This is a genomic window from Leucobacter sp. Psy1, from assembly GCF_020096995.1.
Lineage (GTDB): Bacteria > Actinomycetota > Actinomycetes > Actinomycetales > Microbacteriaceae > Leucobacter.
In genome coordinates, this window is the sequence record NZ_CP083692.1 from 1,824,034 (window position 1) to 1,842,049 (window position 18,016).

Genomic DNA, 18,016 nt, shown 5'->3' on the forward strand with positions numbered 1-18,016 from the left:
ACGGTGGCGTGGCCGAGAGGCGAGGCAGCGGCCTGCAAAGCCGTATACACGGGTTCGAATCCCGTCGCCACCTCGCTGCAAGAACAACTGAATAGCCTTTTAGGCGCGATTGGCGCAGCGGTAGCGCGCTTCCCTGACACGGAAGAGGTCACTGGTTCGATCCCAGTATCGCGCACTCCTCGAAGCCCCGGCAGACGCCGGGGCTTCAGTCGTTTCGGGTGCAGTCCACGTCGCCTCCGAGCCAACGGTGGGGTGTCGTCACGCACCTCCGCCTCGAGATCGACGATGTGCTCGAAGCCTGGGTCTGGATCCATCTCGCGGAACGTCGATCTTGTGCGCAGGCATGGCGAGCATCCACCACCGTGACACCGCGTCACATCGGATCGTGACACTCGGGACTCCACATCGAGCGAGCGGTCTGGTGGAGTGGTGACATGAGCTTCAAACGATGGCGACGCGAGCGGCAGCTCGGCAGGGTGCGGGCCGGGGACGGCAGCGCCCTCGGAGACTTCCGCTTCCGTGACTTCTTCGGGAGCCGGTCACTCTTCTTCATCAGGCTTCACGAGCGGGCGACAGGCCCAGACACCGCCACGCCCGATCACGTCTACGCGGTCGATGTGCGCCACTACGCAGAGAAGATCGCTCGCAAGGAGCCCTCAGAGAAGAACGCCTGGCTGAAAGACATCGTCGGCGAGCGGCTCACCGAGCAGATCCTCGGCTCGGACGAGGAGGCGGAGGAGGAAGAACGTTCTCAGGGAATCCCCGCTGCGCTCTACCGCGACGGGGTGCAGGTCGCCCGCTCCAATCTGCCGGCCTCCTTTCCCGTGCCGGGAGGGGTGATCGAGGTCGCCCGGAGCTCGTACGGGCTCACGCGGATGCACTACGTACCCACCCACGACGCTGAAGCACCGATCATGCTCCGCCCCCACCGCCGCTCGCCCGAGGGGGTCAGAGCCCGTATCGCCCACAACTTCCCCGGGCTCAGCCGCTTCATCGGCGCCGTGGCGATCGTGGTGCTGCTCGTGGGCCTCGTGACCGGTCTGCCGCAGGGGCTGCAGATGATCACGGAGATCCCGCCGATCGCCGAACGCTTCGGCGTCTTCACGTCTCCGTTCCAGTTCCCCGCATGGCTGAATACGACACTGCTCGTCGCGGGCATTCTCGCCGCGACCGAGCGTGCGCTCACGCTGAAGAATCACTGGCTGATCGACCTCGACACCACGTGGAGCGCCCTGGACTGACACTGCCGGAGGCCGCCCGGAGGCCTCCGCGCCGAGCACCGCCTGACCCCTCAGTCCGGCCAGACTCCCGACGTGCCCCGGCGGTGCGAGTCGACGAGGTGCGTGTCGACGATGCCCGTCGCCTCCATGAGGGCGTACATCGTCGTCGGGCCGACGAACGCGAACCCTGCCCGCCTGAGTGCCCTGGCCAGCGCCTCCGACTCGGGTGAGCGCGTCGGAATCTCGTCGACGCACCTGGGATATGGCGTGTCCTCGGGCTGGAACGACCACACGAAGTCGACGAGACCGCCGTGTGCGCGCAGGTCGATCGTCGCACGCGCGTTCGTGATGGCGGCGGTGATCTTGGCGCGGTTCCGCACGATGCCGGCGTCCGCCATGAGTCGTGCGACGTCTCGGTCGGTGTAGCGGGCGACGAGGTCGGGCTCGAACCCGTCGAAGGCGACGCGGAACGCCTCTCGCTTGCGCAGGATCGTCGCCCACGACAGCCCGGATTGGAACGCCTCCAGGCTGATGCGCTCGAACATGCCCTGCTCATCGCGGACCGGCATGCCCCACTCGCGGTCGTAGTAGTCGCGGAGCATCGGATCGATGCTCGCCCACGGGGGTCGGCGCAGGCCGTCGTCTCCGAGGATCGCTCCGCTCGAGCTCACGATTCCGCCGCCTGCGGACTCGGCGCTCACGAGGAGCACGCCCCCGTGGAGACGGGCTGATCGAGCGAGGGGGCGAGAGCGAGGACCGGGCTGATCTCCTCCATCGACAGCGCGTATCCGACGTTCGCCGACGCATCGGAGCGGGCGAAGATCATCCCGGCGACGGCCCCGTCACCGGTGAGGAGGGGCCCACCGGAGTTCCCCGGTTCGACGTTGCCTGCGATCCGGGTCACCGAGCGCGTCACGGTCGAGCGCTCGTAGATGTCGTTCACGATCGTCTCCTGGGTTCCGTCGACCGCGGCGCTTCGGGAGGTGAACGGACCGCCGTACGGGTATCCCTGGAAGAAGACGGTGCTGCCGGTCTCGGGGGTCGGCGCAAACGGCAGCGCATCTCCCCCGAGGCCCGGCACATCGAGCACCGCGATGTCGGAGTTCGGATCGAAGTACACAACGCTCGCCGAGCGTGGGTACGCGCCTGGAGCCTCGACGACCACGTCCCGAGCGCCGGCTACGACGTGCGCATTGGTCATCACGGTGTCCTCGTCGATGATGAAACCGCTGCCGGAACCCATGGCGTTGCAGCTCGGTGCGTTCGTGGTGATGCGCGGCACCGACTCCGATGCGGTGCGGAGTGCCGCGGTGTCCGCGTCAGCGTTCGGCACCTCCGACGTTCCGGCGCCCGCTGCGTCGAGCACGGTCGGAATCCCGTCCTCGATCACGATCGACCGCAAGCGCGAGAGCGCTGACTCGACGGGCGCCGGTGTCGCTCCCGTTACGAAGCTCAGGATCTTCGACGATGACACGGCCTGCGTGGCGCCCGGGATACCGAGGGATCCGACGCTCATCGCGAAGATGACGAGCGTCGCCCACACCACGGCGAGGGACACCACCCCGCCGAGCAGGCGCTCCACGGGTCCCAGGCCGACCCGGTGCACCGGTCTGCGGATCGCGCGCGCGATCCCCTCCCCGATGCCGATCCCGAGTCCGACGAGCAACAGCCCTGCGAGCAGCGCCGCGGCGACGTTCCACCCGGCGACCTCGACGCGAGTCGAGACCATCGGCATGACGAACAGCGCCGCCGCGCCCCCGGCGACGAGTCCGGCGAAGGACCCGAGCGCGCGCAGCATGCCGCGCGCGCAGCCCGTCACCACCGCGGCGATGCCCACGACGATCACGATGATGTCGAGCAGGAGTCCCACGGCCATGCTTCTCAGCCTATGGGCGTCGTCGGCCCCTCAGGTGGGAAGTCCCGGTGAGCGCGCACAGGACCGCTTACAGTGGCTTCCCTCCCGTGACCGGGATGACCGCTCCGGAAATGTACGTTGCATCGTTCGATGCGAGGAACACGTACGCCCCTGCGACCTCAGCTGGCTGCCCGGGTCGGCCGAGCGGGGTGTCCGATCCGAAGTTCTTGACCTTCTCGTCGTCCCACCCGGTGGCGGGGATGAGCGGCGTCCAGATGGGTCCTGGCGCGACGGCGTTCACGCGGATCCCCCGCGGACCGCCCTCCTGCGCCAGCCCCTCGACCAGCGCGACCTGCGCGGACTTCGTCATCGCGTAGTCGATGAGCGTCGGGTTCGGGTTGAACGACTGGATCGACGCCGTGACAATGATGTTCGCTCCGGGCTTCAATCCGGGGAACGCTGCCTTGGCGGTGCAGAGGAGCCCGAACAGGTTCGTGTCGAAGACCCGCCGGGTGCGCTCCAGATCGATCTCGCCGAACTCACCGATGTCGCGCTGGTACCCCGCGTTGAGGACGAGGATGTCGAGGCCGCCGAGTTCGTCTCTCGTGCGCTCCACGATGTCGGTCGCGAACGCTTCTTCCCGAACATCGCCGGCGAACGCGACACCCTGACGGCCCGCCTCGCGCACGAGGCGCAGCGTCTCATCCGCGTCCTCCTGCTCTTCCGGCATGTGCGCGATGGCGACATCGGCACCCTCCCTGGCATAGGCGAGCGCCACAGCCCGCCCAATGCCGGAGTCACCACCCGTGATGAGCGCGCGCCGCCCGCTCAGACGCTCGTGCCCCTGATACGTGTACTCGCCGTGGTCAGGGGTCGGATCCGTCTCATCGGTGAGTCCCGGCTGCGACATCTCGTCGTTCCGGGGCGTTCCCATCTCGTGAGCGGTCCTCGGATCGGGAATCTGATCGGACATGCGGTGCGCCTCCTCGAGTTCCTGGTCAACTGGTCCTCCGACGCTGCCAGATGCGAGTGGCGCGGGTCAACGGGCTTGACACACTTCGCGCGCACCGGGATCCTGCCTGAGTGCCCCCAGCAGCCCCAGACTCCCCAGACACTCCCGACGCCGTGCCCGAGCCCCGTGATACCGCAGGCGATTCCTCAAGCGTGTCCAGCCCGGAGGAGGGCATCAGCGTGCTCCTGGTCGCCGACCCCGGCCTCCCGACCCGCCGTGCGGAGGCCGTGCAGGAGGACCTCCAGCGGATCCTCGGCGAGGTGTTCAGCCCGCCCGTCCAGGTGTACACCGCCACCGAACTCGTGAAGATCGACCCGGACAACGCCCTCGACTTCAGTGACGCCCGCTCCATCGCCGAGGAATACGACCGGGTCGACGTCACCCTCCTCCTCACCGAAATCCCCCGCCACACCCACGGCAAGCCGCTCATGGCCGAGATCTACCCCGATCAGAACATCGGCGTTCTCTCCTGCCCCACCTTCGGCGCGTGGACGACGAAGAAACGCATCCTCCGCACCCTCGTCGACAGCGTCATCCGGCTCTCGCCGACCACGGAGGACCGCGACCCCGAGCGCTTCGGGCTGCGCTGGGCCTCGTGGACCCAGGACCCGGACACGGGAAGCTGGGGCCTCCACGCCGACACCTTCCTCGGCGGCCCCCGCACCGTACTCGGCATGGTCCGCGCGAACGACCCCTGGCGCGCCGTACCGAAGCTCTCGAGCGCGCTCGCCGCCGCCTCGGCAACCGGTGCGTTCGGCATCTTCTACCACTCGATCTGGCAGATGTCCGACGCGCTCTCGACCCCGAGACTGCTCTTCATCGGACTCCTGGCGATGACATCGATGGGGGCATGGCTCATGTGGGGCAAGGGGCTCTGGGATCGGCCCCGTCACGAGCGGTTCATGACCGTCGTGCTGCTCTACAACATGTCGACGATCCTCACGCTCGCGATCAGCATGCTGGCGCTGTACCTGTGCCTCGTGCTGCTGATCCTCGTCGGTTCGCTCATCGTCATCGATCCCGACTTCATGTCGGGAGTGCTCGGGCACGAGGCGTCGTTCACGAACTACCTCGACATCGCGTGGCTGAGCGCGGCCATGGGCACAGTCGCCGGTGCGCTCGGTTCGAGCTTCGACTCATCGATCGACCTGCGACAGCTCACCCACGGCCAGCGGGAACGCCAGAGGACGTACTCCGAGAGCTATGCGAAGGATCGCGGCGACGGCTCGTGAAGTCTCGGGTGGGTGCGGGAAGACGGGTCGGCGCCTCGAGGCGAGTCAGCGCGGGCAGACGAGTCAGCGCCGCTCGACCTGGCACACGTCGATGAGGTAGTCCCGGCTCTGCGCGTCCCGGTGCAGGTGCGTGAGTCCGGGCACGGCGAGCAGCGCGTCGTGCGTCGCCGCACCGCCCTCCGGCCACCCGGCGACCGGATGTCTCCAGTGCACCGCGACGATGTGCGCTCCGGGAGCCGCGCGCTCCACGAGACCAGTGAGGATCGGCCTCAGCTCGGCGTGCGGAATGAAGTAGAGCATCTCGGAGAGCACGATGAGGTCGGCGCCGTGAGGGCCGAGTTCCGTCTCCGATCCGGATCCGCCCGCGCTGAGCGCGCGCTGCTCGAGCCGCACACGCCTGGCGTCCGGCTCCCCCTGTCGTGCGCTCGCGGAGACGCGCTCGCGCGCCCGTTCCAGCGCACGCTCGACGGGGTCCCATGCCAAGACGCGATCGGCCCGCTGCGCCAGCTCGACGGTGAGCACGCCGATCGAGCACCCGGGTTCGAAGCAGAGACGGTAACGGTCATGCGGGATCGCGGCGAGTGTCGCCCCACGTTTCTCCGCTTCGTAGGCCGATGTCTCCAGATCCCACGGGTCGACGTCTCTCGCGTAGAGCCCTTCGAGGTGAGCCCGCGAGTCGACCGGCTCCCGAGTCGGCGGGAGCGGCTCGGGGATCACCCACTCGGGGATCACCCATTCGGGGATCACCCATTCGGGGGTCTCGACGAGGCGACGGACCACGTGCTCGGGCATGACGGGAGCGGCATCGCTCCCCGCGGGCCATGCCTCGTTCTGAGATGTGAACTCCTGCACCGCCGACTGCTTCCGGGCTGCGGCTTCGGCACTGACGACGCTGCGCACGGCATGCGCCCATGGCACGTACCCTCCTGTCGGAGTATCCCAGTGCAACGCCCAGACGGGGAAGGCCACGAGGCGGATCCGATGCCCTGCTTCCCTGAGTCGCTCGACCGCGGTCATGGCCGCGCGTCCCACGGCTTCGTGGTCGGAGTGCCCGTCGTGGGCCCAGTGCGCGAGCACCACGAGGTCCCCTGAGTCCCGCCGGTCCGGCGTTGCCGCGGCATCCCGTCGCGCCGCAGATGCGATCGCCTCAGCGATGCGAGCCTCGTGATCGTGCAGGCCGCCGTCTGGCAGGCCGAGAAACAGCGGGGTCGGAGCACCAAGCACTGCGGCAGCGCGCACGGACTCCTGTCGGCGCACGTGGGCGAGGGCCTCGCGGGCGTCCTCGTCAGCACCGGGGATCGCGCCCTCGCCGCGTGACGCGATGATCGTCTCGATATCGATCCCTCGCGCGGCGAGGTCGGCGATCAGCGCGCCCGGGCCGAGCACCTCGTCATCCGGGTGGGCCACCGCGAGCACGACCCTGGCCCAGTTCGCGGTATCGAGGGTGTGGAGCTGCTCGGTCGCACTCACCCATTCCTCCTGCGCCGTACCCGGGTCGGACAGGGGGCACGCCGCGAAACGCTCACTGCTCGCGCTCATCGGGGTTCCTCGACGATCCAACGCGAGCACTCGGCGAGCGTCAGCCGGGCCAGTTCGGCCTCGTCGGTCTCCGCGTGCGACTGCCGCACGTACACCTGCAGGTCGGCGATGCGCTGCGTCGCGACCGGGTCTGTGGCGTAGGGTCCGGCCCCCAGCGCCCGCCCGAAACGCGTGATGACGTCGGTGCAGGCCCGATCGATGAGCGACCGGAGCGCGAGTGCACGCCGACGCGCACCCGGCAGATCATCGGGTGCCGCGTCGACATCGGAGGCGGCGGCACGGAGCGCGCCGGTGATCGCGGTGTCCCAGGCGACGCACGCCCCCAAGTGGGCCTCCGCGAGTTCGGAACTCCGCGCACGAAGCCGCTCGTGCATCAGATCGATCAGTCCCTGCGCGCCGCCCCACCAGCAGCACGCGACCCCGATGCCGCCGTGCCAGAATCCAGCGCGTTCGAGGTACCCCGTCGGCGTGCCGACCGCGTGAGCGCGGACCCCGTCGAACGAGACCGCACCGGTGTCCGTGGATGCCATGCCTGCGGAGGCCCATCGGCGCGGCTGCGGCGTCACGCCGGGGTCACGGAGGTCGACGCGGAAGAGGCGCGGAACCCTCTCCGGATCCGCATCGGCGGTGAGAAGCGCGTGGGTCGCGAACGACGCGGCCGAGCACCACGCTTTGGTGCCGTCGAGCGTCCAGGACCGTGCAGAGCGAGTGGCCGACACCCGAGGCTTCGGCGGCTCCGCAGCCCAGACCGCCCACAGGTCGTCCGGTCCGACGAGTACCTGCTCGGGCCCCTCCAGCTCGGCGAGGATCGCGACGGCGTCGACGTGGGCCTCGACAATGCGCGCCGCGGGGAGGTCCGCTCGGCCGAGCTCCAGCAGACGGCTCCACCGCTTCCACGTCTCACCGGCACCCGGCAGGGGCACGGCCGCCCGCCCATCGCGGATCCATCCGCGAGCGGTGTCGAACGCTGCGGGATCGAAGCGTGCTGCAGCGAATCGGTCGTCCATCACGTGAGCTCCAGAGCGTTGAGGTAGTCGGAGAATCCGTCGGGTGCGCGAGCGGCTCGGCGCGCCGACGTGACGACGGGTGCCGAGCTGCACGTATCGACCCGGCGACCCGAGGCGCGGCAGCGGTCGATGAGATCCTGGTCCTCGCCGACCGGCAGCGCACGAAATCCGCCGAGCGCCCCGTATGCCTCACGGCTGATGCCGAGATTCGCGCCGTGGACGTGGTCGTCGCGACGCGCGTACTCGATCCGATAGCGCTCCGCGAGTCCGGCATCCCGCTCATCCCAGTCGGCGACCGCGACGGTACCGGCGACGGCTTCCGCGCCGTCCTCCCGATGGCGCAGGTGCTCGATCACCCAGTGCTCTGGCACCGTCGAATCGGCATCCGTCGCCAGCAGCAACGAGCCCGCCGACCCGGCCCCGTCCGGTCCCCCACCTGCACCAAGTTCGGATCCAGGCCCCCAGGGCGCTGCGCAGCCACGATGCCGCGCGTCGCCCACGGAGTCGGCCCGCACCTCGAGTACGCGGTGCGCATGGCGCCTCGCAACAGCGACCGTGCCGTCCGAGCACCGATCGGCGACGACGGTGACCCGAGCGTCCAGTGCGCCGGGATCGAGTGCCACCCCTGGCACGCACGTCGGCGACCGGCGCGACAGCGCCTGCGGCGCTCTGAGGTGATCGGCGGCGACCGCAATCGACCGTTCGACCGAGGCGAGGGCACGCGGCAGTAGCACCTGTTCGTCGCGCGCGGGAATCACGATGTCGACCCGATACGTGATCATCGTCCCCCTCATCCTCTGCATCGGCCCCATCCGCGCACCCTCGCGCCCGCGCAGCGCATCCGCGAGGAGCTCCGGGCGAACGAGCATATGCATCAGTGTAGAAACCCGGCAGTGCGAGCGACAGGCCCTTGCGTCGGTGCTCGCGTATCCAGTAGCGGCCTGCGTCCGGCTCACGGTGGTACCGTCGCAGCATGAGCACCCGAGGCGGCCCCAGGGAGCGGCTGGCCGCCTTCGGGCGACCACCGCGACTCATAGGAGTCGACGTGGCACGAGGACTGGCGGTCATCGGCATGATCGGGGCGCACGTCGGCGTCGCCGAGACACTGGAGTGGTCGGATCCCGAGACGTGGGGCGACCTCGTCAACGGACGCTCGTCGATCCTGTTCGCCATCGTCGCCGGGATCTCGATCGCGCTCCTGTCGCGCCGCACCGACTTCGGCGACGTCGCACAGGTGCGCACCCTCAGGCTGCAGATGCTCGGACGCGGCGTCACCGTCTTCGCCATCGGCACCGTACTCGAACTCCTGAACACGGGCGCCGCGATCATCCTCTCGGTGTACGGCGCGCTGTTCGTCGTCGCCATCCCGTTCCTCGGACTGCGGCGAAGAGCGCTCGCCGCATGGGCGGTCGGGCTCGCGCTCCTGTCTCCTGCAGCGCTGGGACTCATCGGCGCGCTCTCCCTCGACGCGGACGGGCCGGGAATGGCGCTCGTCCTGTTCGGCAACTACCCGCTCCCCGAGTGGCTCGCGCTCATGCTCGTCGGCCTCATCATCGGCAGATCGCACCCTGAGCGCCGATCGACATCCCTCGCACTCCTGCTGGGCGGCACGGCACTCGCGGTCCTCGGATACGCGGTCGGTGCGCTCGCGGAAACCTGGCTGGAGACCGTCGACTGGTTCGCGGTCTCGCAGCACTCCTGGATCTCCGCCCTCGCGGCCGGCGATCCCGAAGGCTACTGGGCGATGGTCGCGACGATGCAGCCCGAAGAGACGGTGGCCTGGGCCGCGTTCGGCGTCGAACCGCACTCCGGCGGCACCCCCGAGATCATCGGGTCAGGCGGCTTCGCGATCGCCGTGCTCGGACTCTGCCTGCTCGTCGCACGCCCGCTGCGCCCAGTGGTCCTACCCATCGCCGCACTCGGCTCGATGCCGCTCACGGCATACGCGGCGCACATCGTCCTCATCCTCGCCACCATCGGCACCGCCCACGAGGAACAGCCCGACAACGGACTCTGGTTCGGGATGACCGTCGGGCTGCTCGCCGCATCGACCGCTTGGGCGATCCTGGTGGGCACCGGGCCACTCGAACGGCTGACACGCTGGGCCGCGATCCGCATGGCGAGCCCCTCTAGCTCCTCACGGGACCCTGCCATCCCCGCTCGATACGATCGGTCAGGATCGGCCGCCGCCGATTCCGACCGACGCGACCCGGGAGACACCCATGAGCAGCCGCGACACCGCGACCGCACCGACCGCTGACGCCGACGACACGAGAACGGGGGTGAGCCCGCGCGCCCTGTTCCGCACGTTCGCCTTTCTCGAGGCCGCGACCTGGGCCGGCCTCATCGCCGCCCTCGTGCTCCGCGCACTGGATGTGACCGATGCTGCCGTGCGACCGGCCGGCGGCGTGCACGGGTTCGTCTTCCTGGCCTACTGCGCCATCACGGTCTTCGTCTGGATCAACCAGCGGTGGCGGCCCTTCACCGGGCTGCTGGGGCTCCTGGCATCGATCATCCCCTTCGCAACAGTGCCGTTCGAACTCGTCATCGATCGCCGCGGCGCGCTGACGGGAGGGTGGCGGCTGCGCCCGGGCGGCGCCCGTCCGAAGGGCCCGCTCGAGCACCTGCAGGCGTGGGTGCTGCGCCACCCGTGGATCGCGATGCTGACCGCGCTCGCCCTGGTGACGGCCGTGTTCCTGGTGCTACTGTGGGCCGGACCACCGGTCCCCCGCGGTGCTGCGGGGTAAGGTCCACCGGTGGGTGGAGGAGTCAGCAATATGACCGGTAGTGCCTTCGACACCCCGGAAATCGTCCGCTGCCCCGAGCAGCACCTCGCCGTCGTGCGCGACCGTGTGCCGATGAGCGGGATCCCGAATCTCTTCGACCGCGCTTTCCCCGCGATCTTCGCCGCGATGGAGACCGCGGGCGTAAAGCCGGCAGGGCCCGCCCTGGGGGTCACCCACGGGGAGCCGACTGAGACCATCGACATCTCGGCCGCTGTGCCCCTCGCTGCACCTTTCGCCTCGGTCCAGTCGACCGTCGATGGCGGCGGCGTGACCGCCGAGACGCTCCCGGAGGGACGCGCAGCGACGCTGTTCGTGCGCGGAGACTACGCTCAGCTGGGCGACGCCTACGCGCACCTGCACGGCTGGGTCGCGGAGCAGGGGCTGACCCCGACCGACCTCAGCTGGGAGCAGTATCTGACGGAACCGGAGCCCGGCGGGGATCCGGCGCTCAACGAGACCCGCATCTACACGCTCCTGGAGTAAACGCGGCATGGCCGCCGTGCAGCGGCGGTCAGGGTGTTCTAGGCTGACCGACATGTCGTCGACCAGCGCTGCGCCTCTTCTCGCACCATCTCCCGGCCCGTCCAGGCGTCGTCCACGGCCCACGCGTCGCCCATGGTCCACGCGGCTCCTCGGATTCCTGGTCGCGGCGGCAGCCGCGGCCGTCATCGGAGCCCCGCTGCTCGCCACCGCCGCACCTGCCGCGGCGAACGTCGAGGACTTCAGCTACGACAGCTGGGACGTCGAATACGCGCTCTCCCTCGACGCGGAGGGGCGCGCCCAGGCCCACGTCACCGAGCGACTCACTGCACGGTTCCCCCAGGACGATCAGAACAAGGGCATCGTGCGCTCGCTGCCCCGGGACTACCAGGGCGCGTCGACGGATCCCCGTGATTTCTCGGTGACCGACGAGAACGGCGACGACGTGCCGTTCGATGTCGAGCGGGGCACCGACGAGACGAACGACGCGCCGTACGTCGCGGTGCTCACCGGCGACGACGACTACGTGCACGGGCGCCAGACCTACGTCATCGAGTACACCCTCAGCGACGTGGTGCTCGCGCGAGACGACGGCACCGCTGACGAGTTCCACTGGGACCTGGCGCCCTCTGCACGGCAGCAGCCGATCACCGCCTTCACTGCCCGGATCGCGTTCGCACCCGAGCTCGCCGAGCATCTCAACGGCAACCAGCGCTGTTATTCCGGCGTCGCCGGCAGTACCGAGGAGTGCTCCATCACCGTTTCCGGCGGGGACGCGACGGTCGGCCCGCTCGCGCTCGACGCAGCGGAGGGCGTCACCGTTGCGATCGGCATGGATCCCGACACCGTCGTGCAGCCCTCGCAGCGCATTCCGAACTTCGCCTACGACGTGGCACCGATCCTCGTCGCGGTCGGCGCCCTCGGCGTCTCCGCTGCGGGCGTCACTGCTGCCGGGCTCATGGCGCGGCGCCACCGGAACAACGGCCGCGGAACGATCGTGCCGCAGTACGACGTGCCCGCGTCGCTCCCGCCGATCCTCGCATCGACGATCCTGGCGAGCTCGAAGGATCCGATCGCCGCGCAGATGGTGCACCTGGCGGTGAACGGAACCGCGCGTTTCGAGGAGGCGCCGGGAGCGAAGCGGAAGAAGCGAAAGGCTCAGCTCGCCGTCAGGCTGGTCGACGTCGACCGGGCGGGCGACCCGCTCGACCGTCTCTCGGTGTCGACCCTCTTCTCCTCGGTCGCGAACGGCGCGCTGCTCGACCTCTCGAAGCGGAACGAGAAACTCGCCAAGCGCATCCCGAACCTCAAGTCATCCGCGGCGAAGGCGGGGCTCGACCGCGGCTACTTCACGAAGGAGCGCAGCCGAGTCGGCCGTATCCTCGGATGGGTCGCACTCGGCATCGTCGCCGTGCTCGCCGTCCTCGTGGTGCTCGGGTTCATGTTCCGCGGGGCCAACGCCGGCACCGTGCTCGGCTTGGTCGGGGGCGTGCTCGCGCTCGTCTTCGCGATTCCGGCGATGGCGAAGCACCGAGTCCACACGCGTTCGGGCGCCGAGACCCGCGAGTACCTCGAGGGCGTCGAGATGTTCATCAAGGTCGCCGAGGCAGATCGCCTGCGAATGCTGCAGTCCTACGAGGGCGCCGAACGTCTCGAGAACGGGTCCGTCAACGTCATCCACCTGTACGAGAAGCTCCTCCCCTACGCCATGCTCTTCGGCCTCGAGAAGGAGTGGGGCTCGGTGCTCGAGAGCTGGTACCGCTCGAACCCGGACACGCCGGTGACCTGGTACCCGTTCCTCGCCGGGCACGCTATCGGCGGCGTCGGCACGGCGGTCTCCGACGTCGTCAGCTCCATCAGCACATCGGTGAGCTATTCGTCGAGCAGCAGCGGCGGATCCACGGGTGGCGGCTCCGTCGGGGGCGGCGGAGGTGGCGGCGCGGCAGGCGGACGCTGAGGCGATCGGTCTCGCCTCGGCGCTCGATGCGACAATGGCCCCGTGCATGTTGATCGAGTCGTACCCAACCTGACCGTGACCGACCTCCCTGCCGCGGTCAGGGAGCACTCCACCGTCCTCGGTTTCCAGGTCTTGATGGATCACGGCTGGATCGTCACCCTCGGCGACGACGCAGGGCACCAGCTCAGCGTCATGACCCGGGATGCCACCGCACCGGTCAACCCCGACGTGTCGATCTTCGTCGACGATGTCCATGATGTGCTGTCCCGCGTCGAGGCAGCAGGCTTGGAGATCGTACATCCGCTCTCCGATGAGCCGTGGGGAGTGAAACGATTCTTCTACCGCGCCAGTGACGGCCGCGTGATCAATGTCGGCATGCACACTGCCTCGCGCTGAATCATCACGGTCGCCCGGAACTTTGCCGTACCCGTGACGCACTCCAGGTCAACCGCGAATATTCGCGTCTAGAGGCCCGCAGGAGCTGTCGACTCGCTACTGAATCAGAAATGTAGTTGAAATGGTGGATCTGAGGGGACTCGAACCCCTGACCCCCTGCATGCCATGCAGGTGCGCTACCAGCTGCGCCACAGACCCGTGGAAGTCGGACGAATACTCCCCCGACAACTCCTCTACTTTACACCGGATGACGGGGTCGAATGCAAATCGGCCGGGGCTTCCGGGATCTCGGGCATGTCGATCGTCGGGCAGTCGCTCCAGAGGCGCTCCAGCTGGTAGAAGTCGCGGTCCTCCTGGTGGAAGACGTGGACGATGAGGTCGCCGAAGTCGAGCAGCACCCAACGCCCGCCCTCGCGGCCCTCACGGCGAACGGTACGGGTGCCGTGCTCGTTGAGGGCATCCTCGATGCCGTCGGAGATCGCCTGCACGTTCCGCTCGACAGCGCCGCTCACGATGAGGAACACGTCGGCGAGCCCGAACTGCTCCGTCACCTCAAGAGCGACCGGACCGGTCGCCCCCTTGTCGCTCGCTGCACGCGCGGCGATCGTCAGTTCGGACATCACCTCTCGGGTTTCCGTCACTGGGTTCCTTTCACTGCTTCCGTGGCCGTCCGGACTATCCGAACACGCCGGTCGCGAAGCCCCACACCGCGATACCGCCGACGACGAGGATCAAGCCCCCTCCGGTCAGCGACAGCACGAGCGGCAGCTTGCTCTTCTCTTTGCCCGCGCTCGAGAACATGGGAGCTCCCGTCGCGCTCGACGCGCTCACGGCCCGACGTGCGGAGATCGGACCCGTGGCCTGATCCGCGCCGCCGTGCGGACGCTCCGCCCCGAGCTCATCGACCGGGTCGAGTTCGATCGAGTCATGAATCGACGCGTGGCCACCGGTCTCACCGATCGACTTCGGAACATCGATCGACCCGGTGATGTACAGCTCGCCCGTCCCGCCGATGGGGCCGGCGAGGCCGCCGTCCTCCGGCATATCGGGCAGGATCAGAGCGGCCGAGTTCGTGCCGCCCGCACGCCCGTCCTGCACCACGGCGCGCGCGATGAGGTCGTCGAAACCGGAATCCTTACCGCTCGCCGAGCGCGCGTCGTTGCCCGGCCCCGCCTTCGAGTCCTCGTCGAACACGGACCGCCACTCCTCAGGCGGGGCGATATCCGGGAACGAGTACGGGGTCTTCGGTGCGTCGGCGTCGGCTGCCTGCTCGCCGGCGGCCTTCGGCGCGGCGGGCGGTTCGCTCACCGGCGTCGAGGCAGCCGGACGGGCGGATTTCGGAGCAGCGCTCTTGGGAGCAGCACTCTTCGGCGCAGCGCTCACGGGAGCATCGCTCGGAACTTCCGCCTCGGCCGTGACACCACCCTCCGCTGCCTCGTCGGCGCTCTCAGCATCGACATCCTCCGCATCCAGCAAGCGGGTCTCCGCGGGCGGCTCAGTCGCGGCCGGCTCCCCGTCGGAATCCGTCTCGATGACGGCAGTCTCAATCAGTACCGTCTCGACGCCGCCGTCCTCCGACTGCGTCTCGATGAGTTGCGTCTCGATGACCTCGGCCTCGACGGTCTCTCCGGACTGGTCGTCAACTGCTCCCGCGAGGGCCTCATCGAACGACAGCGGCTCGGTGGGCGGCGATGCCTTTACCGGGGGCGCGTCCGCGAGGAACGGCTCGTCCGCCTCGTCTTCGACCTGGTCGCTCGCGCTCGCTTCGTCGTCGGACTCGCTCGAGGCCGCATCGTCGGGATCGCTCGCATCGCCGTCGCCTTCGGTCACCGTCTCAGCGGCGTCGTCACTGGGCGCCGTCGCATCGGACGCGACCGCCTCATCGGAGACCTCGTGGATCGCAGTTTCTTCCGCCGGCACCTCTGCACCACCGGCATTCGCCGACGCATCGGTATCCGCTACTTCATCGGCAGCGGCGGCACTCTCGGCTTCCCGGATGTCCTCGAGACTGAACGCCTCGGTCGGCGCTTCGACGATGGCGGGCGCAGGCTCGGCCACCTCAGGCTCAGGCACCGAAGGCGCGGCCTCCGTCAACGCGGCTTCGCGCTCGCGGAGCGCCTGCTCGCGGAGTTCGCGCATCTCACGGCGCGTGCGCGGATTGCCGTTCTCGTCGTACGGCTCGATCTCGATCTCTGGGAGATCCGCCGCAGCATTGGAGGGCGTCGCAGCAGTCGGCTCAGGGGTCGCAGCTGCTTCCGTGGACACCTCGGGCGCCTGAGACTCCGTTGTCTCGGTGCCCGCTTCGGGGGTCTCTTCCGGTACCGCAGCTGCCGCCTGATCACGCAGACGCCGTTCGCGCCGCGTCAGGGGGCGATCCGGCTCGTTCTCAGTCATTCTCAGTTGCTCCCGTCGGTGTATAGCCCGTGCTTCGCAATGTACTGCACTACTCCATCCGGCACCAGGTACCACACCGGGTAACCGCGAGCCACCCGGCTCCTGCAGTCCGTTGATGAGATCGCAAGTGCCGGAACCTCGAGCAGGCTCACCCGATCACCCGAGAACCCTGACCGCGAGAGTTCGTGCCCGGGCCGTGACACAGCGATGAAGTGCGCCAGATCCCAGAACTTGTCCACGTCCTTCCACTCCAGGATCTGCTCGACCGCGTCGGCTCCTGAAATGAAGAACAGTTCGGCGTCGGGGAACTCGGCTCGCAGGTCCCGCAGCGTATCGACCGTGTACGTCGGGCCCGCACGATCGATGTCCACCCGACTCACCTTGAAGCTGGGGTTCGAGGCGGTCGCGATCACCGTCATCAGATAGCGGTGCTCGCTGTGAGACACGTTCTGCTTCTGCCACGGCTGACCAGTGGGCACGAAGATGACCTCGTCGAGATCGAAACTCCGCGCGACTTCGCTCGCCGCGACCAGGTGACCGTGGTGGATGGGATCGAACGTGCCGCCCATCACTCCGATGCGCGGCTTCACCGACGCCGGCCGATCAGTGCTGGCGAGCATCACCGTGTTCGCGAGCGTAAGCCTCTGCCTTCTCGGCGTGACGGTTCGCGACATCGCGGAAGCTGAACGTCACCGCAGCGAGGGCCGTGAATCCGACGAACGCGATCACGCCGAACAGCGGAGCCGGAAAGGGTAGCTCGTTGACGACGTGGTGCCCGCCTTCTGCGGCGACGGCGATCGTTGCGAGAAATGACATGTGAATCCCCAGCGTTCAATAACGGTCGATGGACGTGTTCCCACCAGTCTAGCGGTCCGGTCTCAGCGAACCTGACCACTCCCGCGCACGAGCCACTTCGTGCTCGTGAGTTCAGGGAGCCCCATCGGTCCCCTCGCGTGCAGCTTCTGGGTGGAGATGCCGACCTCGGCACCGAATCCGAACTCGCCGCCGTCGGTGAAGCGGGTCGACGCGTTCACCATCACGACGGCGGAATCCACCTCGGCGAGGAACCGCTCGGCGTTCGTGTAGTCCTGGGTGACGATGGATTCCGTGTGCCGCGTCGAGTACCGGTCGATGTGCGCGAGGGCGTCGTCGAGGGAGTCGACGACTCGGATCCCCATCTCGAGTGCGTGATGCTCCGTCTCCCACAGTTCGTCGTCAGCCTCGCCGATCTCGCGCACCAGTGAACGGGAGCGATCATCGCCCTGCAGAACGACATCCTTCTCGAGGAGCGCACGAGAGATCGCGGGGAGCAGCCTCGCGGCAGCATCGCGGTGCACGAGCAGGGTCTCTGCCGCGTTGCACACGCTCGGCCGGTGCGTCTTCGAGTTGCGCACGATGTCGACGGCCATGGCCTCGTCAGCAGTCGCATCGACGAACACGTGCACGATCCCGGAACCGGTCTCGATGACGGGAACCGTCGACTCCTGCACGACGGTGGAGATGAGCCCGGCACTTCCCCGCGGAATCAAGACGTCGACGTACCCGCGCGCCCGCATGAGCCGGCCGGCACCATCGCGACCGAAGTCGTCGATCGTCTGGATCGCGTCGCCGCTGAGGCCCGCCTCCGTGATCGCGCCCTGGATCAGTTCGACGAGCGCGCGGTTCGACTGCTCAGCGGCACTCCCGCCGCGCAGCACCGCGCCATTGCCGCTCTTCAGCGCCAGGGCCGCGATATCGACCGTCACGTTGGGTCGCGCCTCGTAGATGGCCCCCACGACGCCGAAGGGGACGCGGACCTGGTTGATCCTGATCCCGTTCGCGAGCGTGCTCCCCCTGACAACCTCGCCGACCGGATCCGGGAGACCGATGATGTCGCGCACCGCCTGCGCGAGACCGTGCAGTCGGTCGGCATCGAGGCGCAAGCGGTCGAGCAGACCGTCGTCGATTCCGTTCGCGCGCCCGTTCTCGAGGTCGCGCTCGTTCGCCTCCACCAGTTCAGGCACGTGCGTCTCGATCGCGACGGCGATGCACTCGAGCGCCGCGTTCTTGCGGGCGGTCGGCGCGTTCACGAGTGTCCGCGCACCGGTGCGCGCGAGTTCGAGGCGGCTGAGGAACGGATCCGGAGTCATACCCTCCAG

General features: G+C 68.6%; 18 protein-coding genes and 3 tRNA genes. 9 read left to right on the top strand and 12 right to left on the bottom strand.

Translation table 11 applies throughout. From position 1 onward, the window contains the following. The first annotated feature begins 2 nt into the window (after positions 1-2). The 3 genes from K8P10_RS08520 to K8P10_RS08530 all read left to right on the top strand — a co-directional run bounded on the left by K8P10_RS08520 (position 3) and on the right by K8P10_RS08530 (position 1,241). Positions 3-73, top strand: a tRNA-Cys gene (locus K8P10_RS08520). A gap of 30 nt (positions 74-103) precedes the next feature. Next, positions 104-175 (top strand) — tRNA-Val (locus K8P10_RS08525). 259 nt (positions 176-434) lie between these two features. Next, positions 435-1,241 (top strand): hypothetical protein, encoded by an 807-nt coding sequence (locus tag K8P10_RS08530; RefSeq protein ID WP_224778513.1) that lies wholly within the window; start codon positions 435-437, stop codon positions 1,239-1,241. Between the two features lie 50 nt (positions 1,242-1,291). Here K8P10_RS08530 and K8P10_RS08535 read toward each other — a convergent pair whose 3' ends face one another. The 3 genes from K8P10_RS08535 to K8P10_RS08545 form a co-directional block, all read right to left on the bottom strand. Further along, a complete protein-coding gene (locus K8P10_RS08535) occupies positions 1,292-1,921 on the bottom strand; it encodes a DNA-3-methyladenine glycosylase I (protein ID WP_370631830.1) in 630 nt (209 codons plus the stop codon). Then, positions 1,918-3,096, bottom strand: a complete 1,179-nt coding sequence (locus K8P10_RS08540; protein WP_224778514.1) for a MarP family serine protease — start codon at positions 3,094-3,096, stop codon at positions 1,918-1,920. The genes K8P10_RS08535 and K8P10_RS08540 overlap by 4 nt, the downstream gene beginning before the upstream one ends. Before the next feature lie 67 nt (positions 3,097-3,163). Continuing rightward, positions 3,164-4,048, bottom strand: a complete 885-nt coding sequence (locus K8P10_RS08545) for an SDR family oxidoreductase (RefSeq protein WP_224778515.1) — start codon at positions 4,046-4,048, stop codon at positions 3,164-3,166. A 191-nt stretch (positions 4,049-4,239) separates the two neighbouring features. Here K8P10_RS08545 and K8P10_RS08550 point away from each other — a divergent pair, with 191 nt between their 5' ends. Then, on the top strand, positions 4,240-5,319 hold the full coding sequence (locus tag K8P10_RS08550; RefSeq protein ID WP_224778516.1) for a hypothetical protein: 1,080 nt from the start codon (positions 4,240-4,242) through the stop codon (positions 5,317-5,319). A 63-nt stretch (positions 5,320-5,382) separates the two neighbouring features. Here the strand turns inward: K8P10_RS08550 and K8P10_RS08555 are convergent, their stop codons facing one another. Genes K8P10_RS08555 through K8P10_RS08565 form a run of 3 tightly spaced genes read right to left on the bottom strand, consistent with a single transcriptional unit; the run spans position 5,383 to position 8,734 of the window. Further along, a complete protein-coding gene (locus K8P10_RS08555) occupies positions 5,383-6,858 on the bottom strand; it encodes a bifunctional PIG-L family deacetylase/class I SAM-dependent methyltransferase (RefSeq protein WP_224778517.1) in 1,476 nt (491 codons plus the stop codon). Further along, a complete protein-coding gene (locus tag K8P10_RS08560; protein WP_224778518.1) occupies positions 6,855-7,865 on the bottom strand; it encodes an acyl-CoA dehydrogenase family protein in 1,011 nt (336 codons plus the stop codon). Before K8P10_RS08560 ends, K8P10_RS08555 begins: the two co-directional genes overlap by 4 nt. Then, positions 7,865-8,734 (bottom strand): glycosyltransferase family 2 protein, encoded by an 870-nt coding sequence (locus tag K8P10_RS08565; RefSeq protein ID WP_224778519.1) that lies wholly within the window; start codon positions 8,732-8,734, stop codon positions 7,865-7,867. Before K8P10_RS08565 ends, K8P10_RS08560 begins: the two co-directional genes overlap by 1 nt. A gap of 104 nt (positions 8,735-8,838) precedes the next feature. Here K8P10_RS08565 and K8P10_RS08570 point away from each other — a divergent pair, with 104 nt between their 5' ends. From K8P10_RS08570 to K8P10_RS08590, 5 genes are read left to right on the top strand one after another with little or no spacing between them, the layout of a single operon-like run. Beyond that, positions 8,839-10,125, top strand: a complete 1,287-nt coding sequence (locus K8P10_RS08570) for a heparan-alpha-glucosaminide N-acetyltransferase domain-containing protein (RefSeq protein ID WP_224778520.1) — start codon at positions 8,839-8,841, stop codon at positions 10,123-10,125. Further along, a complete protein-coding gene (locus tag K8P10_RS08575; protein ID WP_224778521.1) occupies positions 10,088-10,612 on the top strand; it encodes a DUF3817 domain-containing protein in 525 nt (174 codons plus the stop codon). The genes K8P10_RS08570 and K8P10_RS08575 overlap by 38 nt, the downstream gene beginning before the upstream one ends. Positions 10,613-10,642: 30 nt before the next feature. Then, positions 10,643-11,134 carry a GyrI-like domain-containing protein gene (locus tag K8P10_RS08580; RefSeq protein ID WP_224778522.1) on the top strand — a complete coding sequence of 164 codons (492 nt, stop codon included), beginning with the start codon at positions 10,643-10,645 and terminating at the stop codon, positions 11,132-11,134. 52 nt (positions 11,135-11,186) lie between these two features. Further along, the gene (locus K8P10_RS08585) at positions 11,187-13,088 is read left to right on the top strand and encodes a DUF2207 domain-containing protein (RefSeq protein ID WP_224778523.1); all 1,902 of its coding nucleotides are present in this window, start codon (positions 11,187-11,189) and stop codon (positions 13,086-13,088) included. 42 nt (positions 13,089-13,130) lie between these two features. Beyond that, a complete protein-coding gene (locus K8P10_RS08590; protein ID WP_224778524.1) occupies positions 13,131-13,484 on the top strand; it encodes a VOC family protein in 354 nt (117 codons plus the stop codon). 122 nt (positions 13,485-13,606) lie between these two features. Here the strand turns inward: K8P10_RS08590 and K8P10_RS08595 are convergent. The 6 genes from K8P10_RS08595 to K8P10_RS08620 all read right to left on the bottom strand — a co-directional run bounded on the left by K8P10_RS08595 (position 13,607) and on the right by K8P10_RS08620 (position 18,007). Then, a tRNA-Ala gene (locus K8P10_RS08595) sits at positions 13,607-13,682 on the bottom strand. A 35-nt stretch (positions 13,683-13,717) separates the two neighbouring features. Further along, entirely contained in the window at positions 13,718-14,125 is a 408-nt protein-coding gene (gene rsfS / locus K8P10_RS08600; protein ID WP_370631832.1) for a ribosome silencing factor, read from the bottom strand. A 34-nt stretch (positions 14,126-14,159) separates the two neighbouring features. Then, positions 14,160-15,878, bottom strand: a complete 1,719-nt coding sequence (locus K8P10_RS08605) for a hypothetical protein (RefSeq protein WP_224778525.1) — start codon at positions 15,876-15,878, stop codon at positions 14,160-14,162. 2 nt (positions 15,879-15,880) lie between these two features. Beyond that, complete coding sequence (nadD, locus tag K8P10_RS08610; protein ID WP_224778526.1) at positions 15,881-16,498, bottom strand: nicotinate-nucleotide adenylyltransferase; 618 nt, start codon at positions 16,496-16,498, stop codon at positions 15,881-15,883. Next, positions 16,482-16,694, bottom strand: a complete 213-nt coding sequence (locus K8P10_RS08615; RefSeq protein ID WP_224778527.1) for a hypothetical protein — start codon at positions 16,692-16,694, stop codon at positions 16,482-16,484. Before K8P10_RS08615 ends, nadD begins: the two co-directional genes overlap by 17 nt. 62 nt (positions 16,695-16,756) lie before the next feature. After that, complete coding sequence (locus K8P10_RS08620; protein ID WP_224778528.1) at positions 16,757-18,007, bottom strand: glutamate-5-semialdehyde dehydrogenase; 1,251 nt, start codon at positions 18,005-18,007, stop codon at positions 16,757-16,759. Positions 18,008-18,016: the final 9 nt, after the last annotated feature.